General features: G+C 32.0%; 21 protein-coding genes and 1 pseudogene. 14 read left to right on the top strand and 8 right to left on the bottom strand.

Translation table 11 applies throughout. The annotated features are described in order from the left end of the window. Positions 1-88: 88 nt before the first annotated feature. Both LW133_RS07045 and LW133_RS07040 read right to left on the bottom strand, forming a co-directional pair. Entirely contained in the window at positions 89-442 is a 354-nt protein-coding gene (locus LW133_RS07045; protein WP_233077736.1) for a hypothetical protein, read from the bottom strand. Further along, positions 429-1,823, bottom strand: a complete 1,395-nt coding sequence (locus LW133_RS07040; RefSeq protein ID WP_233077735.1) for a coiled-coil domain-containing protein — start codon at positions 1,821-1,823, stop codon at positions 429-431. Before LW133_RS07040 ends, LW133_RS07045 begins: the two co-directional genes overlap by 14 nt. 120 nt (positions 1,824-1,943) lie before the next feature. On the opposite strand from LW133_RS07040, the pseudogene LW133_RS07035 reads away from it, so the two are divergent. The 6 genes and pseudogenes from LW133_RS07035 to LW133_RS07010 form a co-directional block, all read left to right on the top strand. Further along, positions 1,944-3,173 (top strand): annotated as a pseudogene (locus LW133_RS07035) (cation:proton antiporter domain-containing protein); the annotation flags it as partial. Between the two features lie 30 nt (positions 3,174-3,203). Beyond that, the gene (locus tag LW133_RS07030; RefSeq protein WP_408610472.1) at positions 3,204-3,626 is read left to right on the top strand and encodes an NAD-binding protein; all 423 of its coding nucleotides are present in this window, start codon (positions 3,204-3,206) and stop codon (positions 3,624-3,626) included. Next, complete coding sequence (locus LW133_RS07025; RefSeq protein ID WP_233077734.1) at positions 3,619-5,337, top strand: M3 family oligoendopeptidase; 1,719 nt, start codon at positions 3,619-3,621, stop codon at positions 5,335-5,337. The genes LW133_RS07030 and LW133_RS07025 overlap by 8 nt, the downstream gene beginning before the upstream one ends. Then, positions 5,334-5,777 carry a hypothetical protein gene (locus LW133_RS07020; RefSeq protein WP_233077733.1) on the top strand — a complete coding sequence of 148 codons (444 nt, stop codon included), beginning with the start codon at positions 5,334-5,336 and terminating at the stop codon, positions 5,775-5,777. The genes LW133_RS07025 and LW133_RS07020 overlap by 4 nt, the downstream gene beginning before the upstream one ends. Positions 5,778-5,794: 17 nt before the next feature. Next, on the top strand, positions 5,795-6,118 hold the full coding sequence (locus tag LW133_RS07015; protein ID WP_233077732.1) for a hypothetical protein: 324 nt from the start codon (positions 5,795-5,797) through the stop codon (positions 6,116-6,118). A 1-nt stretch (position 6,119) separates the two neighbouring features. Further along, positions 6,120-6,872, top strand: coding sequence for a TerB family tellurite resistance protein (locus LW133_RS07010; RefSeq protein ID WP_233077730.1), 753 nt, complete (start codon positions 6,120-6,122; stop codon positions 6,870-6,872). 1 nt (position 6,873) lies between these two features. Here the strand turns inward: LW133_RS07010 and hypD are convergent, their stop codons facing one another. The 4 genes from hypD to pgeF form a co-directional block, all read right to left on the bottom strand. Next, positions 6,874-8,019 carry a hydrogenase formation protein HypD gene (hypD, locus tag LW133_RS07005; protein ID WP_233077728.1) on the bottom strand — a complete coding sequence of 382 codons (1,146 nt, stop codon included), beginning with the start codon at positions 8,017-8,019 and terminating at the stop codon, positions 6,874-6,876. After that, positions 7,982-8,248, bottom strand: coding sequence for a HypC/HybG/HupF family hydrogenase formation chaperone (locus LW133_RS07000; protein WP_233077727.1), 267 nt, complete (start codon positions 8,246-8,248; stop codon positions 7,982-7,984). The genes hypD and LW133_RS07000 overlap by 38 nt, the downstream gene beginning before the upstream one ends. Positions 8,249-8,257: 9 nt before the next feature. After that, positions 8,258-8,974 (bottom strand): hydrogenase nickel incorporation protein HypB, encoded by a 717-nt coding sequence (gene hypB, locus LW133_RS06995; protein WP_233077725.1) that lies wholly within the window; start codon positions 8,972-8,974, stop codon positions 8,258-8,260. 73 nt (positions 8,975-9,047) lie between these two features. Then, entirely contained in the window at positions 9,048-9,803 is a 756-nt protein-coding gene (pgeF, locus tag LW133_RS06990) for a peptidoglycan editing factor PgeF (RefSeq protein WP_233077724.1), read from the bottom strand. A gap of 146 nt (positions 9,804-9,949) precedes the next feature. On the opposite strand from pgeF, the gene nrfH reads away from it, so the two are divergent. From nrfH to LW133_RS06955, 7 genes are all read left to right on the top strand, one after another. Next, positions 9,950-10,423 (top strand): cytochrome c nitrite reductase small subunit, encoded by a 474-nt coding sequence (nrfH, locus tag LW133_RS06985; RefSeq protein ID WP_233077723.1) that lies wholly within the window; start codon positions 9,950-9,952, stop codon positions 10,421-10,423. 20 nt (positions 10,424-10,443) lie between these two features. Then, positions 10,444-12,153 (top strand): ammonia-forming cytochrome c nitrite reductase subunit c552, encoded by a 1,710-nt coding sequence (locus LW133_RS06980; RefSeq protein WP_233077722.1) that lies wholly within the window; start codon positions 10,444-10,446, stop codon positions 12,151-12,153. A 66-nt stretch (positions 12,154-12,219) separates the two neighbouring features. After that, positions 12,220-13,203 carry a hypothetical protein gene (locus LW133_RS06975; RefSeq protein WP_233077721.1) on the top strand — a complete coding sequence of 328 codons (984 nt, stop codon included), beginning with the start codon at positions 12,220-12,222 and terminating at the stop codon, positions 13,201-13,203. Next, positions 13,203-13,595, top strand: a complete 393-nt coding sequence (locus LW133_RS06970) for a diacylglycerol kinase (protein ID WP_233077719.1) — start codon at positions 13,203-13,205, stop codon at positions 13,593-13,595. The genes LW133_RS06975 and LW133_RS06970 overlap by 1 nt, the downstream gene beginning before the upstream one ends. Positions 13,596-13,632: 37 nt before the next feature. Continuing rightward, positions 13,633-16,107: a DNA gyrase subunit A gene (gene gyrA, locus LW133_RS06965; protein ID WP_233077717.1), complete on the top strand. Its 2,475-nt coding sequence runs from the start codon at positions 13,633-13,635 to the stop codon at positions 16,105-16,107. Beyond that, positions 16,108-16,764 (top strand): hypothetical protein, encoded by a 657-nt coding sequence (locus LW133_RS06960; protein WP_233077715.1) that lies wholly within the window; start codon positions 16,108-16,110, stop codon positions 16,762-16,764. It abuts the gene before it with no gap. Then, entirely contained in the window at positions 16,761-18,086 is a 1,326-nt protein-coding gene (locus LW133_RS06955; protein ID WP_233077713.1) for a sigma-54-dependent transcriptional regulator, read from the top strand. The genes LW133_RS06960 and LW133_RS06955 overlap by 4 nt, the downstream gene beginning before the upstream one ends. Here LW133_RS06955 and LW133_RS06950 read toward each other — a convergent pair. Together LW133_RS06950 and LW133_RS06945 are read right to left on the bottom strand one after the other, a co-directional pair. Beyond that, positions 18,076-18,876 (bottom strand): ferritin-like domain-containing protein, encoded by an 801-nt coding sequence (locus tag LW133_RS06950; protein WP_233077712.1) that lies wholly within the window; start codon positions 18,874-18,876, stop codon positions 18,076-18,078. The two genes, LW133_RS06955 and LW133_RS06950, sit on opposite strands and share 11 nt — an antisense overlap. An 88-nt stretch (positions 18,877-18,964) precedes the next feature. Further along, positions 18,965-19,468 (bottom strand): peptidylprolyl isomerase, encoded by a 504-nt coding sequence (locus LW133_RS06945; RefSeq protein WP_233077711.1) that lies wholly within the window; start codon positions 19,466-19,468, stop codon positions 18,965-18,967. 129 nt (positions 19,469-19,597) lie between these two features. On the opposite strand from LW133_RS06945, the gene LW133_RS06940 reads away from it, so the two are divergent. Further along, positions 19,598-20,233 (top strand): hypothetical protein (locus LW133_RS06940; protein ID WP_233077710.1); only part of this gene is annotated, 636 nt, incomplete at its 3' end.

Here is a 20,233-nt window from a genome sequence, read left to right as displayed (position 1 = left end):
TTTTTATCTAAAATATTTTTCTTTCCATTATCATGCTGTAATAAAAGTGTGTCTAAAATTAAAATTTCTTGCTCTACTGCATTTAAAATTACTTTTTTTCTTGATTGAGTTGGAATAATTTTTCATAAGAAGAATGTAGAAAAATTTTTTGATAGGTGTGATGTAAAAAATCAAAAGTATTAGATCTATTAGATTTTGTTAGTGCTTGTTTGAATTCATCAAATTCTAAGCGAGTGTTTGAGTGAATTGAATAAAAATCCTGCATTGATTTTAAGGTTTTAATTTCTTGAATATATTTAGTGAAAGTTGTATCATATTCGTATTTTAACGCATTGATAGCTAGAAAAGAGAGGAGGCATACAAGGATTAGACCGATTGTAATGATGCTTAAGAGCACCTTGGTTTGTGGACTGAAAAATTTTGTAAGTTTATTGGATTTCATTTTTATATTCTGCGAGATAATTTACAAAATTATTGCAAATTATATTAAATTTTTCTGTTTTTGAAAACATATTTGCCTGAAGTTCTTGAATCTTTGCTTGGTAGGATTTGATTTCTTGCTGTAGCATATTGTTATCTTTTTTGAGCATTTCAATGCTTTCTGTAAGTTTTTCAAGAGCAAATAGAGCGGTTTTTTGTTCATTGAGAAGGCGTGAGAGATTAGAGTTGATATTTTCTTGTTCTGTGCTTGTGATGGTGGTGGTTTTGAGGTTGGCTTTGTTATTTTCATAGTCTTTGTTAAGGTTTTGTAGTTCAGTATCTTTTTTTAGAGATTTTTGTTGAAGTTCAAAAATATTTTTCTCATTTTCTTTAATTTGTCGTGTGATATTTTGAATATTGTTGTTTTTAATGTCAATTTTTTCTTGTGCTGCAAAATAATCTGCCAAAATATTTTGGAGATTCTGGCTTGAATCTGTAAGAAGTTTTTTTTGATAAGTTTGTAAAAAATTTGTCCATAAATCAGGATGAGAGAAAAAATAATAAATAATTTTTTTTGCGAGAGGGAGGAGAATAATGGTGATATTTTCACGGACAAAATCTTCAGCAAAACAAGTTTGATTGAAGCTTGATATTTGATTATCTAGAATTTTTCCAATTTGGATTCTAAAATCTCTAGTGACATTGTGTAACAATTTATTATAAAATTTTGCATTGATAACGACAGGGAAGGTCTTTATATTTTGCAAAATATTATTAGTGCAATCTTGTAAAATTATTTTAGGATTGCTGTTTTTTAGGAGCATGGAAATATTGTCTTTGTCTGAAATTGCAAGAAGCTGTGAGGAGTTGAGTTTTTTGATATTTCTAAGTTCTTTATTGATTTGTGCAAAGTCATAATCAAATTTTCTTACATATATTTTAAAGTTTTTGAAAAACAAACTATCGCGGTTTTTAAGATTGAAAGATTTTTTAATTGCGTTGCGGATAATAGATTTTAAAAGTTTTTCATCATGAAAGCTAAAATGTTGTTTTGAGTGATTGATGATGGCCTGAAAGATTTCTGGTGTGATTTCTTTGTTGTTGAATTGCGATTTGATCCATAGGGAGAGAAAATCAATATAGGCATTGTTGTTGGGATTGGTAATAATGGTTTTAATCTCTATGATATTTTTTTTGAGTTTGATTGTTGCATTAAGTCCTTTGGAGGCATAAAATTCTTGAAGAAATGGAATTAGGGTGGAAAATTCTTGCGTAAAGCCTTGTGTTTGCAATAATCGTAAAAGATTATTGGATATATTGTTGTTAAAATCATTGAGATTTGTTGAAGCAGAAAATAAATCATTTAATATTTCAAAGGTGATATTACGATGAGTTGTATGCATTTTTCTGTCCTAGATAAACATAATTTATTTTAATTTTAATGTAGTTGCTTTATAATATCAATTGATTATTTAAATTCAAGAATGTTACTCAACGTATGGCAATAAAACAAGGAGAAAAATATCGGAAGTGTTTTTTTTATCATTTTAATTGGTTTGGCCCTGTCAATTTTATTTAATCTAATTTTAAAGTATTTTGACATACCAGTGATTATTGGTTATATAGTCACAGGGGTAATTATTGCGTATTTTTTTAATTTTGATAGTTTAGAGACGCTTAGTGAGATTGCTGAATTTGGTATTGTTTTTTTGATGTTTATGATTGGGCTTGAATTTAGTTTTGATCGTTTGCGGGCGATGAAAGAAGAAGTGCTGTTTTTTGGAGCAATACAAGTAGTTGCTACTTCAGTGATATTTTTTATCTTAGCTCATTTTGTTTTAGGGCTATCTAGTGTGATTTCTCTTGTAATTGGTATGTCTTTTTCTCTATCTTCTACCGCCATTGTTTTAAAATATTTTAATGAAAACAAGCAGCTTGCAACAATTCATGGTAAAAGTGTTGTAGGGATTTTGATTATGCAAGATATTGCTGTGATTCCAATCTTGATTATTTTGGCATTGCTTAGCAATACAAATCTAGGGCTTGGCAGCTTGCTTTTAAAAACTTTGATTTCTGGAATCATTGTGTTAGCTATTTTGATTTTGCCAGGGAAGAGGTTTGCATCGCGTATTTTAAAACTTGCAGCAAAAAGTCAAAATGGTGAGATTTTTATTGCTACAGTATTATTGATTGTTTTGGGGGCAGCAGGTATTAGTGGATTTTTTGGTTTTTCAATGTCTTTAGGGGCATTTATCGCGGGTATGGCAGTTTCTAAGTCGCGTTTTAAATATCAAGTAGAAAGTGATTTAGAGCATTTTAGAGATATTTTTTTAGCATTATTTTTTATCACTGTTGGAATGCAAGTAGATTTGCTTTTTTTGATGCATAATTTTTTTAATATTTTATTGATTATGTTTTTAGTAATGAGTGTGAAGATTTTGTTACTTTTTTGGATGCTGCGATTTTTTAGAAGTGATAGAAGTGCTTTAAAAACAGCATTTTCTTTGGCACAAATTGGGGAATTTTCTTTTGCAATTTTTGTGAGTGCAAGTGGTGCAAAACTTTTTGAAGCACCTTTACAAACAGGGGTTTTAAAATTCTTACAAGAAAAAGGAATAATACATTTCTCAGCACAAGATATTCATCAATTTTTAGTGTTAATGGTGGTTTTTTCGATGGTTGCTACACCTTTTATTTTAAAAAATCTTCCTAGTATAGTGGGGTATTTTTTGAAAAATAATATCAACCATAATGCACATAAAGATAGTGGTATTGAAATTAGTGTGCCTTTGTTAGATCATGTTATTGTTGCGGGATATGGGACTTTTGGGGTAGCAGTGGTAGAAAAGCTAAAAGAAAAAAATCTTGATTATGTGGCAGTGGATTATGATATTGCAAAAGTGGAGATGGGGGAAAAAAGAAAAGATAGAGTAGTGTTTGGAAATATTGCACAAATTGCATTTTTAAAAAAATTTAGATTACAGGATGCAAGATGCGTAATTATTGCAATTGATAATACAAGTATAGTACATGCAATTTGTGAAACAATCTTAAAAATAGCACCAAACATAGATATAATTGCCAAAGTAGATTCTCAAATCGAAGAAATTGAATTGCAAAATTTAAATGTATCAAGTATTAATACGCGCACTGAAATTGCAAATCTTTTGGTTGAGCGTGCGATAAAGGAGAAAAATAATGAGTAAAGAAAAACATGTTTGGGATTTAGAGGGGTTGTTTAGAAGTGAAAAAGAGTTGAAAAAATTTTGCCAAGAGTTGATGATGCATGCACAAGAATTTGAAGATACATATAAAAACAAGCTTGCAAAAACTAAAAAAATTTATGATGTAATTAAGGAGTATGAGGAGATTTTAGAGGGGATTGGCAGGGTAATGACTTATGCTTTTTTATGTTTTGCAAGCGATACAAAAAAAAGTGCTTTTTATGCAGAATATGAAATGTTAGCTAATGAAATCCAAGCACATATTTTGTTTTTTGAAATTGAATTTTGTGCTTTGGATGAAAAAAAACAAAAAAAGTTTCTTAAGGATTCTAAAAATTATCATTATTTTTTACAAAAATTGCTTGATAATAAGGCGTATCAATTAAGTCTTGAAGAAGAAAAAGTGTTGTTGCAGGTGGCACCTGTGGGGGTAGATGCCTTTGCAAGGTTGTTTGATGAATTTTTCTCTACTTTGAAGGTAGAATATCAAGGTGTCAATAAAAGCGAGGAAGAGATTTTAGCCTTATTGCACCATCCAGACAGAAAGGAGAGAAAGCAGGCGCAAAAAGCTTTTACACTAAAACTTGAAGAATCTCAAATGTTATTAAGTTATATTTTTAATATGGTGCGCAAGGGCTTGCATATTCAAAGTAAGATGCGTAATTATCCTAATCAAGAAACTTTTAGGCATCTTAGCAATCATATTACGCAAAAAAGTGTGGATAGTTTAATTGATACTGTGAATGAAAATATGTCTTTAGTGCAAAAATATTATCATTATAAGTCTAAAATCTTAGGCTATAAGCTCAAAGATTATGATCGTTATGCGCCAATCGAAACAAAATGCAAGCCTATTGGCTATCAAGAGGGGTTAGAGATGGTGCTTTTGTGCTTTAAAGAATTTTCTAAAAATTTTTACCAAATTGCCAAGAAGGCAGTGGAAGAAGGATGGGTGGATTCTCATCCTAGAGAAGCAAAAAGAGGGGGGGCATTTAGCCATGGAGCTACACCAAATGCACATCCTTATGTGTTATTAAATTTTACAGGAAATTATCGCGACGTATTTACGATTGCTCATGAATTTGGACATATGGTGCATCAAGAATTAAGCAAAAAGCAAGGTTATCTTAATATGGATACACCTTTAACGACTGCAGAAACTGCATCAGTTTTTGCTGAAATGCTTTTATTTGATAGTATAAAATCTAAATTGAGTAAAAAAGAGCTATTGGGGATTTATGCTTCAAAATTAGAAGATATTTTTTCGACAATGTTTAGACAAGTGGTAATGACAAATTTTGAACGCAGAATCCATCAAGATGACAGAGAGTTAAAAGCACAAGATTTTAATGAAATTTGGTTTGAGGAAAACCAAAAAATGTTTGGGAAGAGTTTGAAATTGACCAAAAATTATTCTTTGTGGTGGAGTTATATTCCACATTTTGTACATTCTCCATTTTATTGCTATGCTTATAGTTATGGGCAATTACTTGTATTGGCGCTTTTTGGTTTGTATAAAAAGAAAGGGCGAGAGTTTATTGGAATCTATGAGGAGTTTTTATCAAGTGGTGGTAGTAAAAGTCCAAGAGAACTGGTTGCAATGTTTGGTTTTGATATCGAGGATCCAGAGTTTTGGAAGATCGGAATGCTTGAAGTAAAAAAAATGCTAAAAGAGTTTGAGGAGCTTTTATGAGCACAATTATGAAGTTTGAAAAACTACAAGATAAACAATGTGAAAGTGTAATTAATTTTTTATTAAGTGAAAAAATACATTTTAGCTTATTTTGCTTGATTGATCGAGTAAAATTTATGCCAGAACTTCCTAGAGAAATTATGGAAAATTTTCAACCCATTAGCCTTTTTGTTTTAAAGGGCTATACTTTTGATAGTATCGAACTTACTGCAAGAGGTATAATTTTTGAAGCAGGTTTTGGTAGTGAAAATATTGGAAGATATGTTGAAATTAGTTTTAGAGATATTTTGCAAGTTATTATTACAAATCCAAAAGATAAGGATGTACCAGTTTTTACACGATTGTCTTGTAAGGATTTATTTGATTGTACACAAGAAGATGAATTGCAAAAATCCATGGAAGCCATTATGTCTAATCCACATAATAAGCAATATCTCTAAAAAATGGATAAAGGCTAATGTTTAAATTTTTTTTAAAAGTTATTTTAGCTTTTTTTCTTGGCGGAGTTTGGTATTATATTGACCAGAGTAATTTAGTCGCTATTGCTGTAGTATTGGCAATTTTTGTATTTTTAATTTTAGTGGTCAAGCCTATTAAATTTCAATCTCCTAAAAAACGCGAGGAATTTATCCAGAAAATGCGAGAAAAAAGAGAAAGATTAATGGCTATTGAGTTGAAACAAAAAGAAGAGATTGAACGGGCAAAAAAGCTAAACCGCCTTAAAAGAGAACAACATATGGAAGTACATAGAGAAAGTTTTAATTCTAAATTTAAGGAGTAGTATGGAAATTTTATTGTTAGTCATCGCAGGTATTGTAGTGTATTTTTTGTATCAAGAACTAAATAAATATCTTAAAAATCCTTTATCATCTAATAAATATTCAAAAAATTCCACTTATGCAAAAGAATATAATATAAAAGAAGACCCTTATGAAACAGAAAAAATATTAGATCCCATGGAAAAATTTGCAAACACAGAATTGGGGGTGATGTTAGCAATTTGTGCGCAATTTCCAAATAGACAAAACATGCAGGAAATTTATCGGGTAATTATGCAGGATTTTGCAACAAAATATTTGCACGAAAAGGGTCAGGATAAAGCACTTTATGTCGATGAGATTAATAAAATGATAGATGGGGATTTTTATAAAAGTGATCTTATAGATTTAGCAAAAAAATTTTTAACAATGAGCTATGCAGAATATAAAAAGCGTTTGCGTTTTGTGGAATTTTTGTTGTTGTTGATATATCTTGATGGTGAGATTGATGAACAAGAAAAAGAATTTTTGCTTGATGTGGCAGCAAATTTAGAGCTTGATAATCAAGATTTTAATGAAATATATAGTATTTATGAAGAAAAGTTTAAAAATCTTCCAAAAAAAGAAAATAATTTAGATGAAGTTGCAAAAAACCATGGTTTTGAAGATAGGGAGGCATATTTAAAACAAAGAATAGATGAAATAGGATTAAATATTTTTGGTGTAAAAAATCCTGCAATTTTAGATTCTGCACTAAAAATAAGAGAAATGCTTTGATTTAATTTGTGTAGCCATATTTATAGTAAGCTGCACATGCCCCTTCGCTACTTACCATACAACTTCCAAGTGGATTTTGTGGTGTACATGATTTGCCAAAAACTTTGCAATCTAGCGGCTTAGCAATACCTCTTAAAATATCCCCACAACGACATGCACGATTATCTTGAATATTTTCTTTGCTAAGAATGGAATCAAAGATAATTTCTGCATCGTATTTTGCAAATTCTTTTTTGAGTCGTAATGCAGAATAGGGGATATTTCCAAGTCCTCGCCATTGAAACTCTTCTCGTGTTTCCATAAATGTTTTTACTAGTTTTTGGGCTTTGAGATTGCCATTTGTATTGACAACTCTGGAGTATTGAATTTCGAGTTTGGGAGTATTGTTTACAACTTGTTGGACAAGCATTAAGATGCTTTGCATCATATCTACGGGTTCAAAACCACTGACAACAATAGGAATTTGATATTTTTCAAATATAGGTTCATAGATTTTAGAGCCTGTGATTACGCTTACATGAGATGGTGCAATCAAGGAATTAACCTTTGTATCTTTGGAATCTAAAATTGTATAAAGAGGTGGTGGCACTAAAACATGATTGATGTGAAAAAATAAATTATTGATTTTTAATTCGATGGCTTTTTGCAACAATGCAGCAGTCATTGGCGTGGTTGTCTCAAAGCCTATGGCAAAATATACGACTTTTTTGTTAGGATTTTTTTGTGCAACCTCTATGGCTTGTAAAGGGGAATAAAGAAAACCAATTTCAGCTCCAAGACTTCTGGCATGTTGCAAGCTTCCTTTTGATCCTGGCACTTTGAGCATATCTCCAAGAGTTAGTAAAATCACATCTTTTTGCATTGCAATTTCATAGGCTTGATTGATTCTATTTTTTGGCATAATGCAAACAGGACAGCCAGGACCATGAATGCAGTGGATGTTTTTTGGTAATAATTTTGTAAGTCCGTATTTCATTAGTGTATGTGTATGCCCTCCACATACCTCCATCATATAGAGATCATGAGGAAGTTTTTTTGATTCTATAACAATTTTTTCTGCAAGGGCTAAGATAGTATTTTTATCTCTAAAGGAATTGATTAAAAAAGCACTATTTTTTGTAGAGTGGATCGACATATTCTTCTTCATCTTCCATGTTCTCAATCATTTGTTGATAAAGCTTTAGAGATTCTAAAGCATCTTCTTTGTCAATTTTACTCATAATGTAGCCAATATGCAATAAAACATATTCTCCAATTTTTATTTCATCTTGCATGAGATCTAGACTTGCTTCTCTTTGCACGCCTAGAGTTTCTACAGTTGCGGTATTTTTAGATTTATCTATGGAAATAACTTGAGATGGGATTGCAAGACACATTTTGATTTCTCAAAAAGAATGATTTGAAAAATATTGTTCTTTATTTTTCTGGATAATAAAATCTTTGATTTTTTCTAAACTACTCATATCCTTAGAGCTGGTTAGAAAAATAGGGACTTGTGGCTTTAGCTTTTGCATATCTTCTTGTACTTGCGAGATTCTAAAACCAAAATAGTCAATCATATCTGCCTTACTTATAATTACAGCATCAGCGCATAAAAACATGCTAGGATATTTAAGAATTTTGTCATCGCCTTCAGGCACAGAAAGTAGTACGATATTGAGTGCTGCACCTAAATCATAACTCGCCGGACAAACAAGATTTCCAACATTTTCAATAATTAAATAATCACAATTTTGAATTTGCCCTTTTTGTTTTAGTATATTATATGCCCTTTCTACCATGCTAGCTTCAAGGTGACATGCTTCTCCTGTTGCAATCTGTTCTGCAGCTATCCCCATTTTTTGCAATCTTTCTGCATCTCTGTTAGTTTGCAAGTCGCCTTCTACAACGCAAAATTTAAAATCTTCAAATTTAGAGAGGTTTTCTAATAGAGTTGTCTTTCCGCTACCAGGAGAGCTCATAAAATTGATTGTATAAAGCCCATCATTTTTATAATGTTCTCTAAGCTCATTAGCTTTAAGGTCATTTTTACTAAGGATTTTTTCGACGATTTGAATACTTTTTTCATTTAAATTTGGATTGTTTTTTAAATTTTCTCTCATTGGAAAACCTTTAGAATAATGTAAATCATATTTTTTTAATTATACTTTGTGATGATAAATGTCTTTAGGAGTTTTATGTTTGCAAACTAGCAAGAATTGCAAATCTACCTGTATTTTTTTCTCTTCGATAGGAAAAAAGATTTGGAGTGTGTTTTGTGCATATAGGGGAGATTTCAATGTTTTTTTGAGGGATTTTTAGTGTATTTAATTGATGTAGTACTAGTGTGGTGAGATCCAAAAAAGTTTTTTCATCTTTTTTGTGAAGGATATTTTGGGATATTCTTGGAAAAAGTTGTTGAGTTTGCGTGATGATATCTTCTTGGATTTCATAGCAGCATGCCTTAAGACAAGGGCCTAGATAGATATATAAATCATTAGTTTGACTTTGATATGTTTTTTGCATTTTGTGAATGGTTATAGGAATGATGGAAGTAAAGATACCTGCTCTGCCACAATGTAATAAAGAAAAGACATGATTTTTGGAATCAAAAATACAAACTGGCATACAATCTGCCACCATAATCATAGAGACATAGGAAGGATCATTACACAAGATTCCATCGCCATCGCCAATCATTCCATGTGTATGGGGTGTGAGAATTTGATTGCCATGGACTTGATTGAGCCAAACAAGCTTTTTTTGTGGAAAATAACTTTTTAGCACAATTTCTCGATTCCTTCTTACATTATCAGGATTGTCTTTTACATGATAGGCAAGATTGAGGCTATCAAATGGAGGTTTGCTAAAGCCATGGAGTCTTGAGGTGATGATAAATTTTAATTTTGTATTTGCAAATATTTTACTTTCTTCATGTGAAAAAAATAACATTACGGCACCTTTTTTAATTAAAAATTAAATAATAGAAAATCATTTTAATTTAAGCAGTGTTTTATATAAATGTTATTAGAATACTAAAATATTAAGATTAAAAATAACTTAATATAACAAAACAAAGCAAAAATGAGGGAGAGTGGATGGGAAAAAAAGCTATTTTATTTTCATTGCTTGTCTTGATTATGGGCGCTCTTGTAGGTGGTGGTTTTTTTATTTTTTATAATGCCAATGGACTTTCATATCTAAGTAGCGATTCTGCAGCTTGTAATAATTGTCATGTGATGCATGAGGTGTATGATGATTATAATAAAAGTTCGCATAAAGCTGTTGCACGATGCATAGATTGTCATTTGCCACATACTTTTTTTAGAAAGTGGGTTGCAAAAGCAGAAAGTGGATTGGGGCATATGATGGTTTTTACATTTGAAAAAAATTTACCCACACATTTTGAAGCTAATGAAAAGACAAAAAAATGGGTGCAAGAAAATTGTATATCTTGTCATAAGGACTATGTAGAAAATATTACAAATCCTACTTTGAAAGCACAGCACCAAGATCAAAGTTTAAGTTGTGTATCTTGTCATAAAAATGTAGGGCATAAGCGAAATTATTAACAAAACAAAAAGGAAAGAAAATGAAGACAAAGGGCTTATTGGTTTTAATTATTATCGGGATTGTTTTAGGCATAGGTATTGCGTGGTTTAGCGCAGATATTGGTGCTAAAAAAAGTGAAAGTGTTGCGATAAAGACAGAAAATTTGCAAGGATTGAGTGATGATAATCCAGATTTTGCTGTATGGGGTGCGAGATTCCCAGATTATTTGGATATGTATCTAAAAATGAAAGATTCTACTCATACTGCAACAGAGTTTGCTGGAAGTTACCCTTATAGTAAAATCAATCGTTATCCGCAACTTACAATGTTTTGGGATGGGTATGCATTTAAGTATGACTACAATCAAAACAGAAGCCACTATTATTCTCAAATTGATCAAATGGATACATTGAGAAATAATAAGGAATATCTCAATAGTCATGGTTTGAAGGCTTTTGATGGTCAGCCTGGTGCCTGCATGAATTGTCATACAGGAAATTTGCAAAATCTTGTTAAAAAGTTTGGTTGGATAGAATTTAATACAATGAAATACTGGACAATTATTAAAATGATGGAAGGTCCAAATACTGTGCATGGTAAAAAAATGGGAAGCACTTGTGCAGATTGTCATAATCCTGATGATATGAGTTTGCGTGTTACAAGACCTGCTGCAATAAAAGCTTTTATTGCTCGTGGTTATGAAAGTGATGAAAAGCATGGAATTAAGGCGGATCGTCAAGAAATGCGATCTTTAGTTTGTATGCAATGCCATGTTGAGTATTATAATCAACCTACAGGAAAAAAAGTAACTGTTAAAGCTGAAACAAACTATCAGGAGATTCCTGAATTTAGAGAAGGAAATAAAATCATTGAAGTGCAAGCAAATGGTATTGAATTGACTTATCCTTGGAAGTTTTGGAAAAAAGGAGAGCCTTTTAGAATCGAAATGTTTGATGATTATTATGAGAGTGTAAGAGATAGTTTTCCTTACGATTTTATTCATGCATCAACTAAGGCACCTATTTTAAAAATGCAGCATCCTGAAGCAGAGCTTTATTCTGGTAGTGTGCATGCAGCAAATGGTGTGAGCTGTGCGGATTGTCATATGCCTTATACAAGAAAAGGTGCTAAAAAGGTGACTAATCACTTTATTGCCTCTCCTCTGCTTGATGTAAATGCATCTTGTAAATCTTGTCATACTCAAAATGAAGATTATTTAAAAAATCAAGTAAAAGATATACAAAGGATGGTAGCAGCCAATATTAGAAGTGCGGAATATGCAGTTGCGAGTTTGATTCAAGATATTACAACTCTAAGAAGCGAAATGTTAAAGCTACAAGAGTTCGCAAAGATTGCAGATAAAAAACAACAAGAAATAGAGATTACAAAGATTTTGACACCTGCTTTGGAATTACATAGAAAAAGCCAAATGAGAGCAGATTTTATGAATGCTGAGAATTCTTCAGGTTTTCATAATCCAAGAGAAAGTAACCGCATTGCATTGCAAGCTGTAAAATATGCAAAAGATGGACAAAATGAGGTTTTGGCTATTGCCATGAAATATGGAATTAAGATGCAAGCTAGTAAGCTTGGGTTTGAAGATATGAGAAAAATTGCACCAAAGCCTTCAGAAGTTAATAATAAACGTTACTATGAAAGCCCGCTACAAGATGATGCACCAAAAGACTTGCTTAAATTGGATAAAAATCTTGTACCTTACAATTATAGGGTATTTTCTAATCAAAAGTAATCCTTCCCCTTTTTTTGGGGAATTTGTTATAATTTTATCCATTGAATATTTTTTTAAGGATAAAAAATGTTGGGGAAGAGAATAGCTAAAATCATTTTGATTATAGGGGCTGGGGTTATTTGTGCCTTATTTATTTTATTTGCATATGTAAGTACAAAGGTAAAAAATGAGTTTGAAGCTCAGTTAAATGTATTTTTTAACATGGGGCAAAGAGGGGGTGAGTTTTATTTTGAGATTCCCAAACCTTTTTCGTGTAGTGGATTTTTTAGTTATGAATGTAAAGTACCTGTGTTAAAAATTATGATGCAGCAAGAAAAGCAAGCAGAAATTGATAATTTTACTATGGGGTTTAGAGATATTAGGATTAACAGTTTACAAAGATATATGAGGGGAAATATCAAAACTCTTGAAATCGCACAAAATGTCTCCCCAGAATTTATTCCTCATTCTTTTGAATATATTAGTAAAGATAGTGTAATAGATCGTCATAGTGGCGAGGTTTTTAGTCACAGTGTATTTAAGGCTATAGGAAATAATGCAGATGCAGAAATTCAAACAAATTTAAAATTAAAGAGTAAAGAATTTTCAAATAAAAATATTATTAATATTTTCAAAGATTTGTTTGAGCATAATATGGATATAGATACATTTGTAGAAAAACTTGAATTTGACTTGCAAAAAACTTCTTTTAAGTTGGATTCTAAAAATATTAAAGAAGCAATGCTAACTGTTTTAAAACAAGAGAGACAGATTAATGAGGATGAGTATGAAAAAACTATCAATGAAGGGGCAAATAATATGAGATTTTTGATGGGGTTATTCGGGGTTTTTGATGGTCCTTATGGAGAGCAAGTTATGAGTGCTATTGGGGCTTATGCTGATTTACTTAAAGGAAGAATTAAGTCTGTAGAAGTGAGTCTTAATGCTAAAGAAGAAGACCAATATTTTAAAGCAAAAAGAGTGTTTTTACATCCAAATCCCAATGATATGCAAAGAATTTTTGCAAAGATTTTTAATTATTATGACTTTAGTGTGGAAGTAGAGGAGTGATGGAGCATCGCAATAATCAAAAAGGTAAAAAAGGCATAAAAAGAATTTACAATGCATTATTTTATTCTCTAAGTGGCATAGCTGCAGCTTGGAGAGATGAGGCAGCTTTTAGGCAAATTTTTGTTCTAGGTATGATTTTTGGTGGCTTAGGGTTATGGATAGGACAGGAATGGACACATAAGATTTTGTTGGTTTTACCTTGTTTTTTGTGTATTGTGGGCGAACTCATTAATAGTGCTATTGAGAATGCAGTAGATTTTACGGGTACGCAAACCCACCCTCTAGCAAAAAAAGCAAAAGATATGGGAAGTGCAATTCAGTTAGTCTTGCTTGTATTTTTTGTGATTGTGTGGATAAGTTACCTATTTTACTTATTTTTTAAGCTTTTTTAAGTTAGAATTACTTTAGGTTTTAGGGAGTATAAAAGATATGGATAATTTACTGGATAATACAAATATAATAGATGTGAATGTTGATGATTCTATCAAAGAAAGCTATCTTGATTATTCTATGAGCGTTATTGTAGGACGCGCCTTACCGGATGCAAAAGATGGATTAAAGCCTGTGCATAGAAGAATCTTGTATGCGATGAATGAATTGAATGTTACCTCTAGGGCTGCGTATAAAAAAAGTGCAAGAATTGTGGGGGATGTTATCGGTAAATATCATCCACATGGAGATACAGCGGTATATGATGCATTAGTTAGAATGGCGCAAGATTTTTCTATGCGATTAGAGCTTGTAGATGGGCAGGGGAATTTTGGTTCTATTGATGGAGATAATGCCGCTGCCATGCGTTATACAGAAGCTAGGATGACTCAGGCTAGTGAAGAAATTTTGAGAGATTTAGACAAAGATACTGTAGATTTTATTCCAAATTATGATGATACACTAAAAGAGCCAGATGTGTTGCCAAGCAGAATCCCAAATCTTTTGGTCAATGGTTCCAATGGAATTGCTGTAGGGATGGCAACTTCAATTCCTCCACATAGGATTGATGAAATCATTGATGCAGTGATTTATGTGCTTGATCATAAAGATGCTGGTGTTGAGGAATTGCTAGAATTTGTTGAGGGACCAGATTTTCCCACAGGCGGGATTATTTTTGGTAAACAGGGGATTAGAGATGCATATAATACAGGTAGGGGCAGAATTAGAGTTCGTGCAAAAGTTCATGTAGAAAAAACAAAAACAAGAGATGTGATTGTTATTGATGAAGTACCTTATCAAGTGAATAAGGCTAGACTTGTAGAACAAATTAGTGAACTTGTAAAAGATAAAGTGATTGATGGAATTTCTGAAGTAAGAGATGAATCTGATAGAGAGGGGATACGTGTTGTTATAGAGTTAAAGCGTGAAGCAATGAGTGAAATTGTACTCAATCATCTCTATAAGTCCACCGCAATGGAGATAACATTTGGAATTATTTTGCTTGCCATTAATAATAAAGAGCCAAAGATTTTTACGCTTTTAGAACTTTTAAATATTTTTATCGCACATCGTAAAACCGTTGTGATCAGACGCACGATTTTTGATTTGGAGAAAGCTAAGGCTAGGGCACATATTTTAGAGGGATTAAAAATTGCGCTTGATTATATTGATGAAGTAATTGCAATAATTCGTGCAAGTAAAGATGCAGATGAAGCTAAAAATGCTTTAATGGAGAGATTTGGTCTTAGTGAATTGCAAAGCAAGGCAATTTTAGAAATGCGTTTGCAAAGGTTGACGGGATTAGAGCGTGATAAAATTGAGAGTGAATATGCAAGTTTGTTGGTAGAAATTGAATATCTAAATTCTATTCTAAAAAGCGAAGAAAAACTTAAAGAAATCATCAAAGAAGAATTGCTTGAAATAAAAGAAAAATTCTCTACTAAAAGATTGACACAGATTGAAGAAGATTATGAAAGTATAGATGCAGAAGATTTGATACCTAATGAAAGTGTAGTGGTCACAATGAGTCACAGAGGGTATGTAAAAAGAGTGCAAAGTAGGGTTTATGAAAAACAAAATCGTGGTGGTAAGGGGAAGGTTAGCGGAAATACGCATGATGACGATTTTATAGAATCTTTTTTTGTGGCAAACACTCATGATACTATTATGTTTATTACTAATAAAGGGCAGTTATATTGGTTAAAGGTTTATAAGATTCCAGAGGCAGGGAGAACAGCTATAGGTAAGGCAGTGGTCAATCTTATTCAGCTTTCTGGTGATGAGAAAATTATGGCTACGATTACTACTTCTGATTTTAATGATGATAAATCTTTGGTATTCTTTACAAAAAATGGTATTGTAAAACGCACAAATCTTAATGAATATAGCAATATTAGAAGTGTTGGAATTAAAGCTATTAATCTTGATGAAGATGATGAATTAGTGACTGCAAGCATTGTTACGCAAGATGTGAAAGAATTGTTCCTTGCGACTTATCAGGGTATGTGTATTCGCTTTGATATTGATAATGTAAGAGAGATTGGTAGAGTAGCGCGTGGTGTAACAGGAATTAGATTTAAAGAAGAAGGGGATTATGTGATTGGCGCTACGACAATTACGGGTGAAAACAACAAACTTTTGACTGTAAGTGAATTAGGGATTGGTAAACAAACACTAGTAGGTGCCTATCGCTTACAAAGTCGTGGCGGCAAGGGTGTTATTGCCATGAAATTAACTCCTAAAACAGGGAAGCTTGTAAGTGTGATTAATGTAGATGATGAAAATAAAGACTTGATGGTACTTACAACTAGTGGCAAAATGATACGTGTGGATACAGAAGCAATACGCGAAGCAGGAAGAAACACAAGTGGTGTGAAAATTGTAAATGTTGCGGGTGAAAAAGTGGCTTATGCAAGTAGTTGCCCAAAAGAAGAGCAAGATGAGCAAGATGAGGTAGAAGGAGAATTGCTATAATTGCGTTTTTTATGGGGTTTGGTTTTTTGCGGATTAATGATTGCATCTGAAGAGTGGAAGAAAAACCCTTTTGTACTGCAAAATCCTGATACATTTTTGTGGAATTTTAAGGAAAAATCAAATATATTTGATTTGATTCCTTTTGCTCCTCCTAAAGAATTGCAACGTTTTCCTTATAAGATGCATAGTTATTTAGAGCCGCCAATTGAACCATTGATACCACAAGTTATGCCAAATCCTTGGCAAGCACCCCCTTATATTTTTATTCCTGATCCAGTTTATGAGATGGATTTAGTGATTTCTTATCAATTTTTATTAAAAAATGAGGTACCACAGGGTGAAAAATATGATATTTCAAAGCCTACGCATGCTATAGATAAAAATAAAGTCATGGATTATAGCTGCGAAATTGATGTGGCATTAAATGATGATGAAATACCCAGTGTTTTAGAAGTGTTGATTCCTTATGTGTTGAGACTTCAAAAAGAACAGGTTTTGGAGTGTTTATATAAAAGTGGTGTACAAGTTAGAGAAGATTCTTATTCTAATAAAAATTATCTTAATAACAAGATAGTTTTTGCTTTACCGCCAAAATGGGTGCGCGTATCTTTGCAAAATGGTTTTTTGTTGATTAAAGTTTTTAAGGAGAAGAAATGAAAGTAGCGATTGTTGAAGATGATATCAATATGAGAAAAAGCTTGGAATTATTTTTTGCAGATGTTAAGGAAATTGAAGTTGTGAGTTTTAAGAATCCAAAAGATGCACTAAAAGCTCTTGACGATAGTTTTGAACTTGTGATTACTGATATTAATATGCCACAGATGGATGGCTTGGAGTTTTTAAATCAATTAAATCATAAATATGAGGCTATTGTGATTACGGGTAATGCATCTTTAAATAAAGCTATAGAATCGATACGCCTTGGCGTGGCAGATTTTTTTCAAAAGCCTTTTGAGCCAGAACTTTTATTAGAAGCAATTTTACGGACAAAAAAACTTCTTGAGTTTCAAAAAAAACAAAATCCTTCAATAAATAGAAATGCTATTAAAAATAAAAAAGAAAATAAGCAGGGATTTGTTGCAGATTCTAAGGCACTAGAAGAGGTGAGAAAAATTGCTTATAAAGCAGCACAAACTGATGCAAGTGTTTTACTTTTAGGGGAAAGTGGGGTTGGAAAAGAGGTTTTTGCAAATTTTATTCATCAAAATTCTAGTCGAGCACAAGCACCATTTGTCGCTATTAATATGGCGGCAATTCCTGAGCATCTTTTGGAATCTGAGCTTTTTGGCTATGAAAAAGGTGCTTTCACAGATGCAAGTGCACCAAAAGCAGGTTTGTTTGAAAGTGCGAATGGTGGTAGTGTTTTTTTAGATGAAATTGGTGAAATGCCCTTGGGATTGCAAGCAAAACTTCTTAGAGCGATACAAGAAAAAGAAATTACTCGTCTTGGTAGTGCAAAAAGTATCAAAATTGATGTGCGTTTTATTTCTGCGACAAATGTAAATATCCAAAAAAAGATAGCAGATAAAGAATTTAGGGAGGATTTGTATTTTAGGTTACAGACAATTCCTTTAGAGATTCCGCCGCTAAAAGAAAGAAAGGAAGAAATTTTGCCATTGGCAGAGTGGAAAAAAGATGAAACTATTAAGCAGTATGGTTTTGAAAATAAAACATTTAGTGAAAATGCTAAGCAAAAAATGCTTGAATATGAGTGGTATGGAAATATTAGAGAGTTGTTATCAGTCGTGGAGCGTGCAGTGATTTTAAGTGATGGCACAAGCATTGAGGAAAAAGATTTATTTTTAGAACCCAAACAAGCAAAAAAAGAAAAAGACAATAAAATTGCTAGTTTGGAGAGTGAATTAATTAGGGAAGTACTAAAAGATTGTGATAATAATTTACAAAATGCCGCGGAGATTTTGGGGATGCAAATTGATGTTTTGAAACATAAAATTGCTAAATATAAAATCAATGTTTAAAAATTTCTTTGAGTTCGTTAAGTTCTTGTTGTGTATATCCTGCTTGTAATCTTGCAGAAGTATTGATAATTTTACTTAAAGGTGAGAAGTTTTTATAACTTAATAAAAGATTGGCAAAACTTTCATCAGGAGTTTTGCTAAATTTCCACCATTTATCTCCTTTATTGACATGAGAGATTTCATCTCTTAGAATAAGATCTAAGATTTCTTGAAATTTATTTTTTGCATGATGTGTGCTTTGCATAATTTTTTGACATACAAAGGGGTTTGCATCTAATCCATTTGCTTCTAATGCTCTATGTACCAACCCCATTCTGTGACTTAGGGAGTGATTGGTTGCAGTTTGTGCATCAAATAAATTTTGATGCACAGGGAAATCTCCATATTGATAGCCTAATTCATAGAGCACAGATTCTAAAAGTAGAAAATGCTGTATTTCTTCATTTGCTACCATGAGCCAGTCTTGGTAATATTCTTTTGGTAAATTTATGAAGCGATAGCTTGCATCAAGTGCTAGATCAATGGCGCTGTATTCAATATGTGCGATAGAATGAATAATTTTTGCTAAAGACTGTGTGCTATTTATATGTTTAGGTCTTCTAATTCTTGTGGGGTGAACAATTGTGCAAAATGTATAGTAGCTAGGTTTTTGCATAATTTTTGGGGAGAAATGGTCCTCAAAAACTCCTTTTCCTGCTAGAAAATTTGCATAAAAATCTTTAAAAAGCTGAATTTTTTCTTGCGGAGAATTTGCAAAAAGAATCTTTTCTAATTGGGAGTGAAAATTCATTATCTTAATCGAGAACGATAAATTAACAAACATATTATGAGGAGTATAAAAACAATACCCTCATAAAAAAGACCGCTGTATTCTTGCATTATTTTTTATCACTAATGATGATATTTTCTATTATGTCATTTTGAACAAGAGAATCTAAAACCTCAAAGCTTTTTTGATCATTTTTTTCTATAGCGCCAAAGATTGTATGTACGCCATCAAGATGAGGGAGCGCATCAAAACAAATAAAAAACTGACTCCCACCAGTATCTTTTCCTGCATGTGCCATTGATAAGGTGCCTTTGAGATGTTTATGTGGGGTATTTTCAGTTTCACACACAATTCTATATCCTGGACCACCCCTGCCATCTCCATTGGGACATCCTCCTTGTGCTACAAATCCAGGTATAACGCGGTGAAAAATCAATCCTTTATAAAAACCTTGATTTGCAAGTGAGGCAAAGTTCATTACATGCTGTGGGGCTACTTCCGGAAAAAGTTTGATCGTAATATCACCTTTGTTGGTTTGTATGGTAGCATATTGTAAGTTTTGTATTTTTTCTTCAGTAATTTGAAAAGTTTTTAATGGTGTTAGTGTAAACATGGGGCTCCTTTAAGAATTTTATAAATTTGTAATATAATTTTACTGAAAAATTTGACTATTTAAATGATTTGGAGTAAATGAGTAGTGAGTTATTTTGGAAAAATATTTTTAATATACATAGTGCTAGGTTTGAATGTTTTCATGGCTTCTGAAGAGGTAGATATTTTTGGTAGTGAGAATAAAAAAATCACGCAAGAGCAAGTAAAAATACAAAAAACATTTGCAAAATGGATACATTCCATTGGATTTTTAAGTATTTATTTTGATGATGGAAATCTTAAATCTGGATTTGGAATTTTGCTAGAAGGAGGATATTTTTTAACTTCTTCTGAAATTTTAAGAAGTTATGGAAAATATCCTAAAAAAATTGAGGTAAAAATGCAAGATGATAGTGCTAATCCTCTTATATGTATAGCAAATTTGCAAATACAAAGATTAGATAATGCTTTGGGATTAGCTTTATTAAAAACTCAGGGTTATACAAATGATTATTGTCAACCTACAAAGGAAAGTTTTTACCATAAGCGTATTTACAGCCTGCAGTATTTAGGAATCAAAGAAGGAGAATTGCTAAAGGGGGATGAGGTATATTATCCAGAAATATCTAGTAGTTATAGTTTTGAAGTTCTTAAAAATCAGATTGCTACTAAAATAGTTTTAAATCAGACTGAAGGTGCTATTTATGATATTGATGATTCAAAAATGCAAAAAGTGTTCCTAGGTAGACCATTTTTTGATAAAAATGGTGATTTCAAGGGAATGATG

The organism is Helicobacter anatolicus (assembly GCF_021300615.1).
GTDB classification, from domain to species: domain Bacteria; phylum Campylobacterota; class Campylobacteria; order Campylobacterales; family Helicobacteraceae; genus Helicobacter_H; species Helicobacter_H anatolicus.
Note: the sequence above shows the minus strand (reverse complement) of the source record. Positions and strands in the feature narration are given on the sequence as shown.

What these genes read in the sequence shown, in the direction of transcription:
- pgeF (WP_233077724.1), bottom strand. Translation starts at nt 9,803, where the DNA reads ATGTTATTTTTTTCACATGAAGAAAGTAAAATATTTGCAAATACAAAA.
- LW133_RS06980 (WP_233077722.1), top strand. Translation starts at nt 10,444, where the DNA reads ATGAAGACAAAGGGCTTATTGGTTTTAATTATTATCGGGATTGTTTTA.
- nrfH (WP_233077723.1), top strand. Translation starts at nt 9,950, where the DNA reads ATGGGAAAAAAAGCTATTTTATTTTCATTGCTTGTCTTGATTATGGGC.
- LW133_RS06975 (WP_233077721.1), top strand. Translation starts at nt 12,220, where the DNA reads ATGTTGGGGAAGAGAATAGCTAAAATCATTTTGATTATAGGGGCTGGG.
- LW133_RS07020 (WP_233077733.1), top strand. Translation starts at nt 5,334, where the DNA reads ATGAGCACAATTATGAAGTTTGAAAAACTACAAGATAAACAATGTGAA.
- LW133_RS06970 (WP_233077719.1), top strand. Translation starts at nt 13,203, where the DNA reads ATGGAGCATCGCAATAATCAAAAAGGTAAAAAAGGCATAAAAAGAATT.
- LW133_RS07015 (WP_233077732.1), top strand. Translation starts at nt 5,795, where the DNA reads ATGTTTAAATTTTTTTTAAAAGTTATTTTAGCTTTTTTTCTTGGCGGA.
- LW133_RS06945 (WP_233077711.1), bottom strand. Translation starts at nt 19,468, where the DNA reads ATGTTTACACTAACACCATTAAAAACTTTTCAAATTACTGAAGAAAAA.
- LW133_RS06950 (WP_233077712.1), bottom strand. Translation starts at nt 18,876, where the DNA reads ATGAATTTTCACTCCCAATTAGAAAAGATTCTTTTTGCAAATTCTCCG.
- hypB (WP_233077725.1), bottom strand. Translation starts at nt 8,974, where the DNA reads ATGAGAGAAAATTTAAAAAACAATCCAAATTTAAATGAAAAAAGTATT.
- LW133_RS07000 (WP_233077727.1), bottom strand. Translation starts at nt 8,248, where the DNA reads ATGTGTCTTGCAATCCCATCTCAAGTTATTTCCATAGATAAATCTAAA.
- LW133_RS07010 (WP_233077730.1), top strand. Translation starts at nt 6,120, where the DNA reads ATGGAAATTTTATTGTTAGTCATCGCAGGTATTGTAGTGTATTTTTTG.
- LW133_RS07025 (WP_233077734.1), top strand. Translation starts at nt 3,619, where the DNA reads ATGAGTAAAGAAAAACATGTTTGGGATTTAGAGGGGTTGTTTAGAAGT.
- LW133_RS06955 (WP_233077713.1), top strand. Translation starts at nt 16,761, where the DNA reads ATGAAAGTAGCGATTGTTGAAGATGATATCAATATGAGAAAAAGCTTG.
- LW133_RS07045 (WP_233077736.1), bottom strand. Translation starts at nt 442, where the DNA reads ATGAAATCCAATAAACTTACAAAATTTTTCAGTCCACAAACCAAGGTG.
- hypD (WP_233077728.1), bottom strand. Translation starts at nt 8,019, where the DNA reads ATGAAGAAGAATATGTCGATCCACTCTACAAAAAATAGTGCTTTTTTA.
- gyrA (WP_233077717.1), top strand. Translation starts at nt 13,633, where the DNA reads ATGGATAATTTACTGGATAATACAAATATAATAGATGTGAATGTTGAT.
- LW133_RS07040 (WP_233077735.1), bottom strand. Translation starts at nt 1,823, where the DNA reads ATGCATACAACTCATCGTAATATCACCTTTGAAATATTAAATGATTTA.